The 15,743-nt window shown below is 38.6% G+C and carries 14 protein-coding genes and 1 tRNA gene; 1 reads left to right on the forward strand and 14 read right to left on the reverse strand.

Features of this window, described 5'->3' with window-relative positions; genetic code table 11:
* From anfD to murA, 13 genes are all read right to left on the reverse strand, one after another.
* Entirely contained in the window at positions 1-1,569 is a 1,569-nt protein-coding gene (anfD, locus tag Sdiek1_RS08370) for a nitrogenase iron-iron protein, alpha chain (RefSeq protein ID WP_087438706.1), read from the reverse strand.
* Positions 1,570-1,825: 256 nt separating this feature from the next.
* Entirely contained in the window at positions 1,826-2,539 is a 714-nt protein-coding gene (gene cysE, locus Sdiek1_RS08375; RefSeq protein WP_087438707.1) for a serine O-acetyltransferase, read from the reverse strand.
* Positions 2,536-4,380 carry a biosynthetic arginine decarboxylase gene (gene speA, locus Sdiek1_RS08380; protein WP_087438708.1) on the reverse strand — a complete coding sequence of 615 codons (1,845 nt, stop codon included), beginning with the start codon at positions 4,378-4,380 and terminating at the stop codon, positions 2,536-2,538. Before speA ends, cysE begins: the two co-directional genes overlap by 4 nt.
* Before the next feature lie 11 nt (positions 4,381-4,391).
* The gene (hisS, locus tag Sdiek1_RS08385) at positions 4,392-5,600 is read right to left on the reverse strand and encodes a histidine--tRNA ligase (RefSeq protein ID WP_087438709.1); all 1,209 of its coding nucleotides are present in this window, start codon (positions 5,598-5,600) and stop codon (positions 4,392-4,394) included.
* Positions 5,593-6,177 carry a dTMP kinase gene (tmk, locus tag Sdiek1_RS08390; RefSeq protein WP_087438710.1) on the reverse strand — a complete coding sequence of 195 codons (585 nt, stop codon included), beginning with the start codon at positions 6,175-6,177 and terminating at the stop codon, positions 5,593-5,595. The genes hisS and tmk overlap by 8 nt, the downstream gene beginning before the upstream one ends.
* Entirely contained in the window at positions 6,168-6,650 is a 483-nt protein-coding gene (gene coaD / locus Sdiek1_RS08395) for a pantetheine-phosphate adenylyltransferase (protein WP_087438711.1), read from the reverse strand. The genes tmk and coaD overlap by 10 nt, the downstream gene beginning before the upstream one ends.
* Positions 6,647-7,174 (reverse strand): UbiX family flavin prenyltransferase, encoded by a 528-nt coding sequence (locus Sdiek1_RS08400; RefSeq protein ID WP_087438712.1) that lies wholly within the window; start codon positions 7,172-7,174, stop codon positions 6,647-6,649. Before Sdiek1_RS08400 ends, coaD begins: the two co-directional genes overlap by 4 nt.
* Positions 7,171-7,908 carry a flagellar basal body P-ring formation chaperone FlgA gene (gene flgA, locus Sdiek1_RS08405; protein ID WP_087438713.1) on the reverse strand — a complete coding sequence of 246 codons (738 nt, stop codon included), beginning with the start codon at positions 7,906-7,908 and terminating at the stop codon, positions 7,171-7,173. The genes Sdiek1_RS08400 and flgA overlap by 4 nt, the downstream gene beginning before the upstream one ends.
* A gap of 155 nt (positions 7,909-8,063) precedes the next feature.
* Positions 8,064-8,138, reverse strand: a tRNA-Gly gene (locus Sdiek1_RS08410).
* Between the two features lie 97 nt (positions 8,139-8,235).
* Positions 8,236-9,732, reverse strand: coding sequence for a methyl-accepting chemotaxis protein (locus Sdiek1_RS08415; protein ID WP_087438714.1), 1,497 nt, complete (start codon positions 9,730-9,732; stop codon positions 8,236-8,238).
* Positions 9,707-9,862, reverse strand: coding sequence for a hypothetical protein (locus Sdiek1_RS14865; protein WP_161492018.1), 156 nt, complete (start codon positions 9,860-9,862; stop codon positions 9,707-9,709). The genes Sdiek1_RS08415 and Sdiek1_RS14865 overlap by 26 nt, the downstream gene beginning before the upstream one ends.
* A 118-nt stretch (positions 9,863-9,980) precedes the next feature.
* Positions 9,981-11,177, reverse strand: a complete 1,197-nt coding sequence (locus Sdiek1_RS08420; RefSeq protein WP_087438715.1) for a molybdopterin molybdotransferase MoeA — start codon at positions 11,175-11,177, stop codon at positions 9,981-9,983.
* 3 nt (positions 11,178-11,180) lie between these two features.
* Positions 11,181-12,449, reverse strand: coding sequence for a UDP-N-acetylglucosamine 1-carboxyvinyltransferase (gene murA, locus Sdiek1_RS08425; RefSeq protein ID WP_087438716.1), 1,269 nt, complete (start codon positions 12,447-12,449; stop codon positions 11,181-11,183).
* 103 nt (positions 12,450-12,552) lie between these two features.
* On the opposite strand from murA, the gene Sdiek1_RS08430 reads away from it, so the two are divergent.
* Entirely contained in the window at positions 12,553-14,454 is a 1,902-nt protein-coding gene (locus Sdiek1_RS08430; RefSeq protein WP_087438717.1) for a pilus assembly protein PilZ, read from the forward strand.
* Positions 14,455-14,996: 542 nt separating this feature from the next.
* On the opposite strand, the gene larB is transcribed toward Sdiek1_RS08430, so the two are convergent.
* Positions 14,997-15,743: a nickel pincer cofactor biosynthesis protein LarB gene (gene larB / locus Sdiek1_RS08440; protein ID WP_087438719.1), complete on the reverse strand. Its 747-nt coding sequence runs from the start codon at positions 15,741-15,743 to the stop codon at positions 14,997-14,999.

A 15,743-nucleotide genomic window follows, 5' to 3' on the forward strand; every position in this document is an offset into this window, starting at 1 on the left:
TTAAACTGCTGCTGACTCGTGATTACGAGACAATTCAGGATCGTATACTTTGCCTCTTAGTCGTGTCACACAATCAAAATCGCCCGTATACGGTCTTTCGCCCTCAACATTGGCCTCTTCTGGAGTCAGTTTGACATCAGAGATCATTTTACGGGTCATAAAACCTTTATCGATGGCAATCGGATCTTTACTAATATCAATCCCTGAGAGTTGATGAATCGGAGAGAACGCTGCATTGTAAATATCGCGTGCAAAACGTACCCAACCCTCATACCCTTTGTAGGGTCCATTATGATAGGCATGCGCATTGAGGTATTGAACACGGCGTTTTTTTGCCACTTCTCCTGGGCGCATACCCGTAAAGATGACATCAGGTTTGAGTGTTTCCATCGCTTCGATACCCTCTAATTCATTGGGATCATCAATCGCGAGCGTGCCGGGTTGGGCTCGTGCCACACCTTTTTCCATATCGCCTTGGTGACCAAATTTGGTATACAACGAGACGACTTCAACGCCCATCTCTTCATGAATGACGTTTGCCCAGTGCCAGAGTTTTGATCCTCCTGGCCACAAACAGACTTTCACACCCGTTAGACGTTTTTTGTACCAGTCAAGTTCAGGTTTCCATCTGGCAGTCTCTTCATCAATGATCGCTTGTGCGCGATCTTCCAGTCCAAAAAAGCGTGCCACTTTCATCAATGAATCGGAAAGTGGTTCAAATCCAAATCCATCGATGTCAAGTCGTGGAATGCCATACTTCACACGAAGTTCATTACAGATGTATTCAGCCGAGCGTGCACATTCAAGGACATTGAGATGTGCTCCGTGCATGCTACGTAAATCATCGTATGATCCATTGCCTGTAAAACTTGAAAGCACTTGAATACCCATACGTTTGAAGTAATCGCACATCACTTCACAATCGCCTTGAATGTTATAATCCCCAACATAGTTGATGACATAGTCACTCGTAATTTTGGGTTCAACCGTTCCAACTTTTTCATTGATCCACGCGATGTTGATTTTATGATGGCCTCCTGATTGACTAGGACCAGCAAAGCCTGGAGAGTTACAAACAAAGATATCTTTATCAGGCATTTCTTTAAGAACGTCTCTGGTGATCGCTTCCATATCATCCCCAATCAATGCCGATGCGCAGGTTTGATACACGGTCATTCGGTTGATTTCAGGATGCGCTTTAAAGGCTTCAATGATGTTCTTTTTAAGCAAATCGCCGCCGCCAAACACCACATGGGACTCTTTCATGTCGGTCGCATAGGTGTATTTGAGTTGAAAATTGTCATTGTCACTGATGTAACGTTTGGTATGCCATGTGTCATACGTACATCCAACAGGGCCATGACTCATATGAATCGCATCTTTCATTGGAGTTCCAATAACATGTTTGGCTCCACAATACGCACAACCTCGCTCTGAAATGGTTCCAGGGATGGTGAGAAGATGTCCTTCTGGAAGACAAGAAGTAAGATCCTCGCCTTCACCTTTCACAACCGCATGTGATTTTCTCTCTGGAATGCAGGTACTGCATTCAAATTCATGATGTGGCATAGCGGGTTTCTCCTTTTTAATATAGTCAATCATCCCAGCACTTATTGCATGGAGTATTCCTGAGTTAAAAAGTGAAGAAAAGTGGCTATTAAAGGGCTTTAAAAAGATATGAAAGAAAAATAATTGAGGGCATATATACAAAATTGTAAAACAATAGGTTTACAAAATAGTGAAAATGTAAAGCTTACATTTAAAGAAGTTTAGAGTGTAAAAAGTTAAAAGAAAGGAAGTAAAAAGAGTAAACAAACGTAAACATTTACTCTTTAACGGATTCCAAATAGCATTTATAAATGGCTTCGAGTTCGTCGTCTTTGATTTTAAGATCTTTGTTGGTGGTTAGCACAGCTTCTTCCAAAATCTTAATACGCTTGAACATATAGATAAAAAGCTCTTTGTTAATATCAGGGATTTTATTGTGTGCCATTGGGTTTTTATCGCGTCCTTTGTCTATGATACGCGCAGGAACACCTACAGCAGTGGAGTCGTTGGGAATACTTTTTACCACAACTGAATTGGAACCAATGCGGCAATTTTCACCGATGATAATATCACCCAAGATTTTAGCACCCGAACCAATAACCGTATGATTGCCAATAGTAGGATGGCGTTTCACACCGCGATCTAAGCTAACACCACCCAGCGTGACCCCTTGATAGATCAAAACATCATCTCCCACAATCGCTGTCTCACCGATGACCACCCCAAAGGCATGATCTAAAAAGACACGGCGACCAATCGTGCTAGCAGGGTGAATGTCAATGTTGGTAATAATCTGTGAAATGCCCATAATAGCGCGAGCAAGGGTGCGAAACCCTTTTACATGTAAAGCATGTGCGATGCGGTAATTTGCCAAAGCCCATACGCCTGGATAGTTGAAAAAAAGCTCTATTTTAGAGTTTATGGCTGGGTCATGCAGAATCGGTTGGGAAAAATCTTCTTTAATTTTTTCCCACAAGGAGACAGAGTTCATTGCACATTATCCTCATTATTAATCGTTTTAAGATAGCCGTTGTCATTTAAGAAGAGATAAATCTCACCTAAGATGTGTTTTTTCTCTTTTTCACTGATATTATCTGAAGCTTCAATACGATCATTGAGATTTTCTTGAACCTCTTTGATATCATAATCAAGATCTTCTAAAATATCACTAATACTTTGGGATTCCAGCATATTCTCAATTTTATAGCCATCATCGTCAATGACAATAGTAGCTTCTGTTGGATGAGTAAAAAGGTTGTGTTTCATACCCAATACTTCCTGATAAGCCCCCACTAAGAAAAAGCCTAAGAAATAGTCACGATTTTTAATGTCTACATCATGCAAGAAGAGGGGTGTTTCGGTGTTAAACCCAATTTCGCCATCGCTATCGCAGGTAATATCCCATAAAGAGGCGGAACGTGTTGGGACTTCATCCAAACGATCCAAAGGCATGACAGGAAACGTCTGACCAATCCCCCAAAAATCTGGCAAGCTCTGGAAGAGTGAGAAGTTAACCAAATAGCGCTCTTGAACACGGTCTTGAATGTCTAGAATCTCACTGAGTTTTTTATCTGCAACCAAACCAACGGCTTTTTTGATGATCAGATTGACCAAAATTTCGGTGTTGGAACGATCTTGTAGATCAATATAACCCAAATCAAACAAAGTCAGTAAGGACTCCATATGATCAATACTATCATGTAAAAATTCCAGGGCATTTTTACGGTTCATAGTACCTAAAAGATCATACAACTCTTGAACAAGAGGAGGGTTAACCTCTTTTGGTCTAAGTTTCATATCGGTATATTCTTGCGAGAAAAGCTCTAAAACAGGAGCAACCAATACCGCATGATGCGCGGCTACAAAACGACCTGATTCGATGAAAATATCGGGTTCATGAACCCCTTTTTGTGTCGCAATATCTTTGAGTAAGTACACAACGTCGTTGGCATACTCGCTTAAGGTATAGTTTTTATGAAGCGTTGTTTTATGTTGTGAATACTCAACGGCTAAACCGCCACCAAGATTAATCGCACGAAGATGCGTTGCACCCATGCGACAGAGTTCCGCATAAATATTCCCCGCTTCTCGAAGGGCTTTTTTCAACGGTGCAATGTCGGTGATTTGAGAACCAATATGAAAGTGAATCATTGTAAATTTATCGAGTAAATTGGCATCACGAATCATGTTAACCGCTTCAAGAAGCTCTGTAGAAGTCAAACCAAACTTGGAATTAATACCGCCACTCTTCGCCCAAATACCAATGCCTGAGCTGTGAAGACGAATACGAAGACCAATATTGGGCACGCACCCAAAGCGATCTTTGGCAATCGAAATGATGCTCTCAAGCTCATTAAGTCCTTCAATCGTTAGCGTAATGTCATGCCCCATCTCCTCAGCAATAAAGCCTAAAGAGATCATTTCGTTGTCTTTGAAGCCATTGACCGTAATAGGCGAATCTGGATTGTTGTACGCCATCGCTAAAATAAGCTCCGCTTTACTGCCAGCTTCTAGCCCATAGTGATATTTTTCTCCTAGAGAGACAAGGTTCTTCACAAAATTAGGAAACTGATTGACCTTAAGAGGATAAACCGCACTAAATTTTCCCTCATAGTTAAACTCTTTCTTCGCATCGGAAAAACTTTTGTAAATCATACGGATCTGCTTTTGAATCAGATGAGGAAATCTTAAAAGAATAGGACCACGGATACCATCTTTGCGTATCTCTTGAATAATCTCTATTAACGAAGGCTCACAGCCTGTGTTAACTTTTACTTTACCATCTTCGATAAAAAAGTTATCGTTTCCCCATGTTTTAATGCCGTAGTCCAATGTCTTGCTCCTTAAAAATGCGCAATATTAATAATTTTTTCTTCTTTACTCACAAGATCTTTGATCCAAACACTCTGCTTTGAAAGCTCATCCTCACCGATACATACGCAAAATTTTACAAAGTTTTTGTCAGCGATTTTAAGATGATTTTTGAGCGATTTTGCATCATAATCGGTGAGGACTTTTTCCGTTTTTCGTTTGCGATCCACCAATTCAAAAACAACATCTAATGCTTCATCACACAAGGCACCGATATAGTATCCCTCACGTTCGATTTCTGGCATTTTTACCAGTTCCATTAAACGCTCAATACCCATTGCAAAACCAACCGCGGGTGTTGATTTTCCATCTAAAAATTCCACCAGACGATCATAACGTCCACCACCAGCGATAGCACTTTGTGCACCAATTTCAGAGCTTACAAATTCAAAGGCTGTTTTGGAGTAATAATCAAGTCCACGAACCAGCTTTGGATTGACCAAATAAGACACGCCAAATTGATCTAAGATACGTTTCAATGTTGTAAAATCATCTTTACATGTAATGCATAAATGCTCGGTAATTAATGGAGCATCTGCAAGCAATGTTTTACAGTGTTCGTTTTTACAATCCAGTACACGAATAGGATTGGTAAGCTTTCTTCTTTCACAATCTTCGCATAACCCTTCACGTGTCTCTAAAAATTTGACCAGTGTTGTACGATACTGTGGCATACAAGCAGGGCAACCTAATGAGTTAATTTCTAGGGTAAACCCAATGCCAAGCGCTTCAAACATCGCTTTTAGCATCAAAATAATCGTTGCATCTTCTCTAACATCACCTTCACCAAAACTCTCCGCCCCAAACTGATGAAATTGTCGTAGTCGTCCTTTTTGAGGTCTCTCATAACGAAACATTGGACCGTGATAGAAAAAGCGTCTGTTACCACCTGCTTTATCAAACTTTTGTTGAATAAAGGCTCTTACAATGCCTGCAGTGCCTTCAGGGCGCAAACAGACATCGTTTTCACCTTTGTCAATAAACTGATACATCTCTTTACCAACAATGTCGCTACTTTCACCTACGCTGCGTTTAAAAAGCGCTGTTTCTTCTAAAATCGGCGTTTCCATAAACGAAAAACCATAATTTTGCGCAATACGAGTGCATGTCGCAATAATATATTGATAAATTTCACTTTGTGGGGATAGGGTATCTTTCATTCCACGTAATGCATTAATCATTTAAAAATTCCTCGATTTGTTTATAAATTGTTTCTATTTCGTGCGAAGCATCCACTTCTAAAACCTGAATTGGTAAGGTTTTAACAACGCGACGCATTATATCTTGAATCTGTAACAAATAGCTTACACCACGTTCTTCAATGGCATCATGTACTTTAGCACTTAGCCTTGTTTTTATCAGTGTTTCATTTGTTAAGAAAAGTACCATTTTTTCAGGATAATTTTCTTCAAGAGCTAAACGATTCATTTGGAGTAAAAACTCACCATCAACCTCACAATGGTTGGCACAGGCATAGGCAATTCCTGATAAAAAACCACGATCACTAATGACTAAACGCTCATTGCGTACGGGTTTAACAACCGTATCATAATGCAATGCTCGATCAGCTAAGAACAAAAAAAGTTCTGCGTTAAAAGAGCCTTTCAGTGCGCCGCCCAACAACATTTCTCGAAGTTTGATTCCCGTAGGTGTTCCACCGGGTTCTTTCGTGGCTAAAACATTATGATTTCTTTGAGCGAACAATGCCACTTGGGTACTTTTCCCCGTCGTATCAATACCTTCAAAAATCACATACATGTAAATCTACTTTGCAAATAAGGTAAGACCATTGGTGGAACTAAATGAGAAACATCGCCACCATGTTTTACAATGGATCGAACGACAGACGAGCTAATAAATGCATTTTTAAGGCTTGGCATCAAATAAACCGTCTCAATTTCACTCCACAATGAAGCATTCGCATAGCCCATTTGGAGTTCAAATTCAAAATCACTCACCGCCCTAAGTCCACGTATCATAACGCGAATATTTTTTTCTTTGGAAAAGCTCACCAACAGATTATCAAAAGGTTCAACTTCAACACCATCCATATCTTTAATGGCAGCTTGCACCATTTCAACACGTGTATTTATGTCAAAGACAGGGTGTTTCTCTTCAGAGAGTGCTACCGCAACTAAGACTTTGTCAAAAAGCTTTTGAGCACGCTTAATGACATCCATATGACCATTGGTGATGGGATCAAACGTCCCTGGATAGATGGCTACTCTCATGCTCCCTCCCAACGTTGAAAAAGATTATGTTCAATTCCTAAAAGATCAAACCATTTGCCAATGAGAAAATGCTCCATCTCTTCAAGACTAGAAGCCTTGGCATAATAACCAAGCACAGGAGGTGCAATATGGATGCCAAGCATGGAAAGTTTAAGCATATTTTCTAACGCAATTGCCGAAAAAGGCATCTCACGAGGAGCGAGCAGAAGAGGGCGTTTCTCTTTAATCATCACTGATGCCGTACGAGTAAGGAGATTGTCTGCAATACCATAAGTGATCTTAGCAAGCGTATTCATACTACATGGAATAATCGCCATAGCGTCACATTTAAAAGAGCCAGAAGCCGTCACAGCTCCAATATTCTCATCATCAAGTAAAACAGTATTGGCTTCTTTAGCAAAAACTATTTTGGCATGCTCAGAGATAATAACATACTTTTCAATGTCAGAAGGAAGTGCTTTCAGAAAAGAGAGACCAAGTTCAACACCACTGGCACCACTGATGCCTACAATGATGCGCTTCATTCGAGGATTACCGCTTCTTTAGATGATACAATTTTTGCATTCAAAATTTTGCCTTGTTCTGTTTTAATCTTAACAACATCCCCAATATCAGCATCTTCTACAAGCGTCGCTGGAACTTCTATCACTAAGCCACCTTCTTTTAGGAGGGCTCTTATACTATCTTTTTTTGAGAGAGTTTTTCTCACATCAAAATGATAATCTGCTATAACCTGTCCCTCTTTAATGCTGGTTTTTGTCATCGCATTTTGTGGTATTTCATTTAGAACAGCTCTTGAAGGAATGCCTTCTAAACTCATCCAAATGCTCTCGTAGTCATCGTTTGTGAGGATTTTACCGTTAAGCAAATTACGTTTTGCTTTAAATACAAGCATCTTAGCGTTCATTTCATAAGAAAAATAGAGTTTTTTTTCTCTGTTTCCTACTTTAAAAATTGCGACAAATGAACCACTGTTTTTTTTGAGTGTATTTTCAGGAATGTGCACATCAATCAACTGATAACGTTTAAAATCCGCAGGGAGTGAAGATTTGGTTGAAATACGCGGTTTTTCATCAATAAGAACCGAGGGAGAAGCTTCTTGAAATTTTTTCAAAAAAGCATCTTCAATTGCGTCTGCCTTGCCCATTAATGTACAATTATGTTTAAAAATAACAACGCCATCACTGCTATCAATCACAGTCACATTGCGATCTGTTAGAGCGGAAACAAGTACATTAGAGTTAATTGAATACTGCATGCGATCTTTTGGAATTTGGACTAAAACAGTATCATCTTTGCCTTGATAGCCAAAAAATGAAGCTTTAAGTTCATCCTGTTCAATACAATAAGTTTTATCAATATAAATTGGTTCTGATGAAAGAAGTGAAGATAAAAAAAGAAGTGAAAATAGAATGGAGCGGGAAACGAGGTTCGAACTCGCGACCCCGACCTTGGCAAGGTCGTGCTCTACCACTGAGCTATTCCCGCAAAACGGACGGAATTCTACCAAAAAAAACCCTTTATGTCAATCTATTTGGACTACAATTGTAGCACAAATAGATTTTAAAGGGCTTAGAGAGCAATTTTATACCTTAAAAATAGTAATCTCTTTCTCTAGTTCTGCTGTTGAGAGATTGAGGTTAGTTGAGACACTCATTAAATTATCAGCAATCTTTTTATTCTCATGGGCAAGACCTGTTGCTGCTTCCACTCCTTGCGTGAGATTATCAATCTCCTTACTGATACTGAGTGCCTTTTCATAGGCTACATTGGTAATCTCTAAACTTTTTGAAGTCTTCTCTTTTGTTTCATTTGCCATTGATGAAATTTTAATGGCATCTTCATTGAGATTAACCACTTTTTGGCTATTTTCTTTGATATTTTCACTGGCACTTGATACACTTTGAACCACAACACTGATGGTAACATCAATTTCGGAAAGTGATTTTTGGGTACGCTCTGCAAGCTTTCTCACTTCATCTGCAACGACAGCAAAACCACGTCCATGCTCACCTGCACGGGCTGCTTCTATGGCAGCATTCAGTGCCAAAAGGTTCGTTTGATCTGCAATATCTTTGATCATATCCAGTACAGAACGAATCTGGGTTGTCTGCTCTGCCAAATCATGCATCTGAGAGGAGATATGTTGTTCATCTTGACTAACACTATTAATGCTTTCAACAATTTGATCAAGCGTTTTAATCATTTCATCGAGCATGACATAATCTTCCTTCATATACGTTGCTGATGTCTCTGAAATATCTCGTGATTCTTGTAATTCACGATTAATTTTAGAGGTAAGTTTTTTAACATTTTCCACAATACGATCTTGATCTTCAGCAAGATCATTAATTTTTTGAGAAGAATTTTGTACATTTTTATTGATTTCAGAGTTGGTTGTCATCGTTAGTTTAGCTTTAATCAAGGCCTGTTGAAGCGTTGAAAGGAGGGTATTAAGATGTTCGCTGATATGCCCAATTTCATCATGGTTAAGGACTTCTAAAGGACGGTTAAGTGCCAAATCCTGTGTGATGTCAGAGAGATGGTCTCCAATACGTCCAATACGTTTGACAATATAACGGCTAATAGATAGAAGAAGGCTAGAAGTAATGGCTAAAACCGCTAGTGAAATAGCAATGACTAAATAAAGATTTTGTTTGAGTTTTGTGCTTATTTCTACACTAATATCTTTCACTCTTTGATTGGTAAATTTTGAGATATTATCAAAACGTTGTGATATATATTTGCAATCTGCCTCAATCTCAACTGCCATATCGCCTATATCTTCACGATTATCTTTGACATACAATGCATAGATACGTTGATATTGTGGTGCAATTTTTTGACTATAACGGTCATACGCTTCATTAAGGTTTTGCTTTAAAGTAGGATCAGAATAAAAATCACTTTTGAGCGCTTTATCAAAAAACTCTTTCATATTTTTTTCAATCATCGGAATATGATCTTTTGCCTGACCAGTAGGTAGAAATTCACTTGTGACATGAATCAGGTCATTTAAAACCATTTCAAAAGTGCTACGTGCCGCGGTAATTTCACTATCGGGCACTACATTTTTTTTCATAAATCGTTTCTAATGAGTTTTTACCAATCACACTAGAGTTAATGCTCACATAAGCGAGAATAATCAAACCAAGAACGGTAACAAACGAAATAAAAAGAAGCTTTGTAGAGATTCTAATTTCAGTAAACATCACATACCTTTATTTGGAACATTTCCTTATTTTCATAGCTGCATAATAGCCAAAAAATATTTAAAAGGTCAAGTTTTTTAAACTATTTTTATAAATAAAAAATATTAAAACTAAAGAATCAGAATAACAAAAGTTTAATCTCTTCTCCCGATTCTACATGCGTTGTTGTCTCATCACTGATCCAAAGCGCATTACTGTTTACAAGGGGTTTAACCATGCCTGAACCGTATCTATTGCCATCAAATGCATAAAAAGCTCCCTCATTGTATGTGCCCAAAACAAGGTTTATACGACCTGATTTAACTTTAAAAGGCTCACTGTTTTGTGCATAAATCACTTCAAAATTAAACTTTTTTTGACCTTGAAATTTTTTGAGTACAGGAATGAGAAACAAAAACGCATTGACATAAGCAGCTAAAGGATTTCCTGGCATAGAAGCCACAATTGTCTCTCCCATCTTGCCCATCATCGTCGGTTTTCCTGGTTTGATGTTAATACCATGAAATGAAGCTTTAAAACCATTTATGAGCAGTGCCCGTTCCACAAAATCCGCTTCGCCCATACTGACACCCCCACTGGTCACCAAAACATCATACTGTTTCATTTGTGCAAAATAGGCGGTTGCAGCTTCTAAATTATCGGGAATAACGCCACAATACTGCGCAGCGAAGCCATGCTCGCGCAAAAGAGCCATTAAAGAGAGCGCATTGATATCGTAAATTTCATCTTCGCTTGCAATTTCCCAAGGAGATTTGAGCTCATCACCTGTTGAAAAAACAGCGATAGCAAGCTTTTTATAGACTTCAACCATACTGATACCCTGCGAGGCAAGCAAAGCGATATCCCGTGAACTTAAACACGTTCCTTCACTGAGTAAAAGAGCACCAACGCGTTCTTCTTCTCCTTTGAGACGAAGGGCATTGCCTTTTTTCACATTTGGAGAGAGAATGATTTTATGCTCATCGTATAAAAGACAATCTTCAAAAGGAATAATAGTATCGGCATCATCAGGGACTTTGGCACCTGTCATGATTTTATAGCACTCATTCTCGCCTAAACTTGGTTCAACCACATTGCCCGCTAAAATCGTTGTTTTAATCAAGAGTTCACTTAGCCCTTCTTGATGTTTAAAGGCAAACCCATCCAAGGCTGCGTTGTTATAAGAAGGGAGATTTTTTTTACATATAATATCTTTGGCAAGTGTTCGCCCAAGAGCTTCAAAGACACTAACCCATACACAATAAGGTTTAGTCGATACGAGATCTTGACTTAGCGCGACTGCCTCATCAAAACTAACCACTTGCCCTTTATTCATTGATTACTCCTCAAGTCTTTCAATATGCGCACCTAAGTGTGAGAATTTACCTTCAAGATCTTCATAACCACGATCAAGGTGATAAATTCGGTGAATTTTGGTTGTTCCCTCTGCCACGAGTGCCGCTAAAATAAGCGCTGAACTTGCTCGAAGATCGGTTGCCATAACATCAGCAGCATTTAGTTTAGCTTTTCCCTCAACGGTGGCACTATGACCTTTAAGTTTAATATTTGCCCCCATACGTGAAAGTTCACTCACGTGCATAAAACGATTTTCAAATAAGCGCTCATCAATGATACTGGTGCCTTTTGCTTGCGTGCATAGCGCCATGAATTGCGCTTGAAGATCCGTTGGAAAACCTGGATATTCAGTTGTTTCGATGTCAGAAGGTAGAATTTTTTCACAAGGATGAATGGTGAGGGTATCGTCTTTTTCATCGACCTTAAAACCCATTTGTTGAAGCTTCAAAATAACTGCATCTAAATGTCTAGGATTAACTTTTTTCAACGTGATTTTTGAATTCGTAATAGCACCTGCGCACAAATAGGTACCAGCTTCTATGCGATCCGGAATCACACGAAAATCTTGAATATCTAAGAGCTTTCCACCACTGCCTTGGATGATCAATTTTGAAGTTCCAATACCTTCAATACTCACACCAGACTCAGCTAAAACTTCACACAATTGCACCACTTCTGGTTCTTTTGCAACATTGACCAGTGTCGTTACGCCATGCGCAAGTGCTGCTGCCATGATGATATTTTCACTACCTGTCACTGTCACTTTATCAAAACTGATTGTTGTCCCTTTAAGCCCTTTAGGTGCTTTGGCCAAAACATATCCTTGTTTAATTTCAATGACGGCGCCCATTTTTTCTAACGCTTTTAAGTGCAGATCGATCGGGCGCTGACCAATAGCACATCCACCTGGAAGCGAAACCTCGCAATGTCCAAAACGCGCTAAGAGTGGTCCTAGTGTTAAGATAGAGGCACGCATTTTTCGAACAATATCATAATTGGCACAGGCTGAATTTACCGTTGAAGCATCTACTTCAACAACATTTTTTTCTTTACATGTAAACGTCGCGCCTAAATTTGTAAGCAGTTGCAACAGTGTTTTCACATCGGCGACTTGAGGCATATTTGAAATTGTGATGGGTCGTTTTGAGAGGAGTGTTAACGCTAAAAGGGGAAGTGCGGCATTTTTTGCCCCAGAAATTGAGACAGAACCACTTAGTTTTTGTTTCCCTTTGATCGCCAAATAATACATCATTCATTGTTTCCTTTTAAAAGATTCAGTTATTGTAGTTAAAAAATGATTAAAATTCCTATGAATTTGGGTAGAATTTGAATTACTATGATTGTGAGGAATTCAGATGCTTTTAGAACAGTTTTTGCATGAAACACGCTATCAATCTATTGCTCATCTCTATTTTGATGAAGTAAAATTAACCATTTTAGATCGCGCTAAAAAAGAACATACCTCTTTTCAATCGTTTGATCTTACCAAAGATATCAAATCTGCCCCTCTTGCAGACATACTTTTCATTGAAATAGGCGATGGCAATAAAGACAAACTCAAACTCCTTGTCAGCCTTTTTGCCAAACGTAAACCAATTATTGCTTATCTTTTTGCCGATGATGTGGAAAATAGACTCTTACTCAAATTTGCATTGCATTTTGGAATTACTGACGTTTTACCGCTTAAAAATGAAGAAAATCTCCTCTTCTCGATCTTTTCTAAAAGTCCCAATAAACTCGATGATAAACTTTTCACGTTTCAAAAAATTGAACTTGAAAAGAAGATAGAACATTTTTTTCCTTTTTTAGTGTTCCAAGGTGAAACCCTGACGTATGCGAATGCCAAAGCAAAAATGCTTTATGAAACCAATGACCTGATGGCACTTCAAACGAAAATCAACCGTGATGAGGAGTTATGTGAAGCGCTGAAGGAAGATGGAGATGCACAAGGGAGCATTGTTATTGAAACAGCTTCCGCTGAAAAAGAGATCTATCTTTGTGTCATCAAATCTTTTCCGCAAAGTAGTGAAAAAATTGTCACCCTCATTAATTACGAACCTGAAAGTGAACCTAAAAACTGCTCATCTATTATGAATCGCTTTGATTTTGTCGATAAACTCAAAGATCGTCTTGCACAGCAAAGTGTCACGCAAACGCCTATTTCTCTTATTTTTATTAATATTTCCAATCTGGATAAGCTCAGTAAAACGTTTACCAGTACAACACTCTATGATGCATTCAAAAATTTGATGCTTCAACTCTTCAAGCTCAAAGAGGAGGGGCAAGACCTCATCCAATGGAGCCCCAATCTTTATATTTTGATGGGTGAAAAAGAGACCTTTGAACACGCTTGCGATCAAACACGGTATATTCAGCAAGAGCTCATCTCGGCAACGGCCAATGAAAAGATAACACCTATTATTCTCTCCTCAGCCTTCCAGATAGAGATGGATGATCTTAACGAAGTCATTGATTACATTGAAAAGATCAATACCAAAAATCTCTTGCCACATGATATTGAAAAAATAAAATATTATGAGCTTGATTACCTTGATAATGTTATTGAAGAACAAGAGCAAATTTCTTATTTGATGCACAACTGTGTTAATAATAAAATTCCTATCAAACTGCTCAATATCTACAAAGGTTTGTGTATTAACACCAATTCAGCCATCATAAAAATAGCCCAAGACAGCTACCAAATGAGCTGCGAAAACCTTCAAGGCTACGCGATGCAACTCGAAGGGGAAACCGTCCTTCAAGCGCCTAATTTTCCAAAAGACATCAAAGCCGAAATCTCTTTGGTCGATATTAAACGCTCACTTGTCATCATTAAAAACCTCAAGTTTCTAGCCTCAAGCGCCAATAACAGGCAACATACGCGGGTACAAACCAGTGTACGAACACCTGTTCTTATCAAATACGCCCATCGTTCTTCCGCACAAGGCGAGATTATCGACATCTCAGTCAATTCTATTGCGATGAAAGTCACCAAATCTTTCCGCGAAGAAGAGATGATGAACCAATACGTACGACTCAATTTTTCACTTCCATGTGAAGAGGGTGAAAATGGATATGTTATCATGGATATTGAAGCAAAAGTAACTTATATAGGGCACACCGATGAATATACAAAAATTGTTGTAGCTCTCGAAAATTTACCAAAACCATATGATGACTATTTGCTTCGTTACATGTACACTCGCCAAAAAGAGCTCATTTCAGAAATCAGAAGAGCAACCAAAGTGTATAACTAAATCTTTACATGTAAAGATTTTTAAAGTGTGAAAAGTTTACATGTAAAAGTCATCTGTTTAACCTTTTTGACTCACAAATTAATAAAAATTATGAAATTTTTAATTTTTAATATATAATCAATTGAGCTATAAAAACATCAGATTAAGGGATAGTATGAAAAAAAATATTACTATTAATAGGATTACTCACGAGTATGTATGCAATGCCACCTTGCGAATATGAGACCGAACAAGTATGTATGTATTTGTACAAAAGTCCTATGAGTGCAGAAGTAAACGTTATTAATATGACACAAAAAAGAGTTGTTGTTCAAGCAGAAGCAAGGCTAGATAAAGTCTATCGAAAAATAGATAATCTTGTGCTAGAGCCCAATCAAACAATGACTCTTATCAAGACACGATATAACAATTCGTCAACAAAGCCAAGTTACATTTCTAGAAAATTTGCATTCAAATACATCAATTAAAAATAGTTTTGTATTAAAGAGGCGACTTCAAGACTTTCTATTATTTAAGTTACATGTAAAGCCTCAAACTCTCAATTAGAGATGATTAATAATACTTGCATTATACGCCGCTCCAAAGCCATTGTCGATGTTCACAACACTCACACCACTGGCACAGCTGTTGAGCATGGAAAGAAGCGCTGCAACACCTCCAAAACTCGCACCATAACCAACACTTGTTGGTACAGCGATGACAGGTTTATCGACCAGACCTCCGATAACACTTGCAAGTGCACCCTCCATTCCTGCGATAACGATGACCACTTTGGCATTTTGAATGACATCTAAGTGTGCAAACAAACGGTGAATCCCCGCAACGCCAACATCGACAACCTTTTTAACATGATTGCCTAAAATACGCGCTGTTTCATACGCCTCTTCGACCACATAAAGATCTGACGTTCCTGCGGCTATAATGGCGATGTAACTCTCTGGTGGCGTCATGATTTCTCGCTCGATGGTAATCGTTCTCCCCATCACATTGTACTTTGCTTCGGGGGCAATGCCAAGAACAACTTCATAGGCTTTTTCATTGGCACGGGTGATAAGAATGTTATTTTCTCTATCAAGAAGTTTTTGGGTAATTTGAGCAATCTGTTCAGGTGTTTTACTCTCCCCATAGATGACTTCCGGATACCCCAAACGAATGCCACGATGATGATCTATCTTTGCAAAATCCAACTCTTCAAACGGTTCTGCTTTGATCTTTTTAAGTGCATCATGAATGCTAATATCACCATTTTTAACTGCTTCTAAAAGCTTTTCTATTCCTTGTCCACACAT

This window comes from Sulfurospirillum diekertiae, assembly GCF_002162315.1.
GTDB lineage: Bacteria > Campylobacterota > Campylobacteria > Campylobacterales > Sulfurospirillaceae > Sulfurospirillum.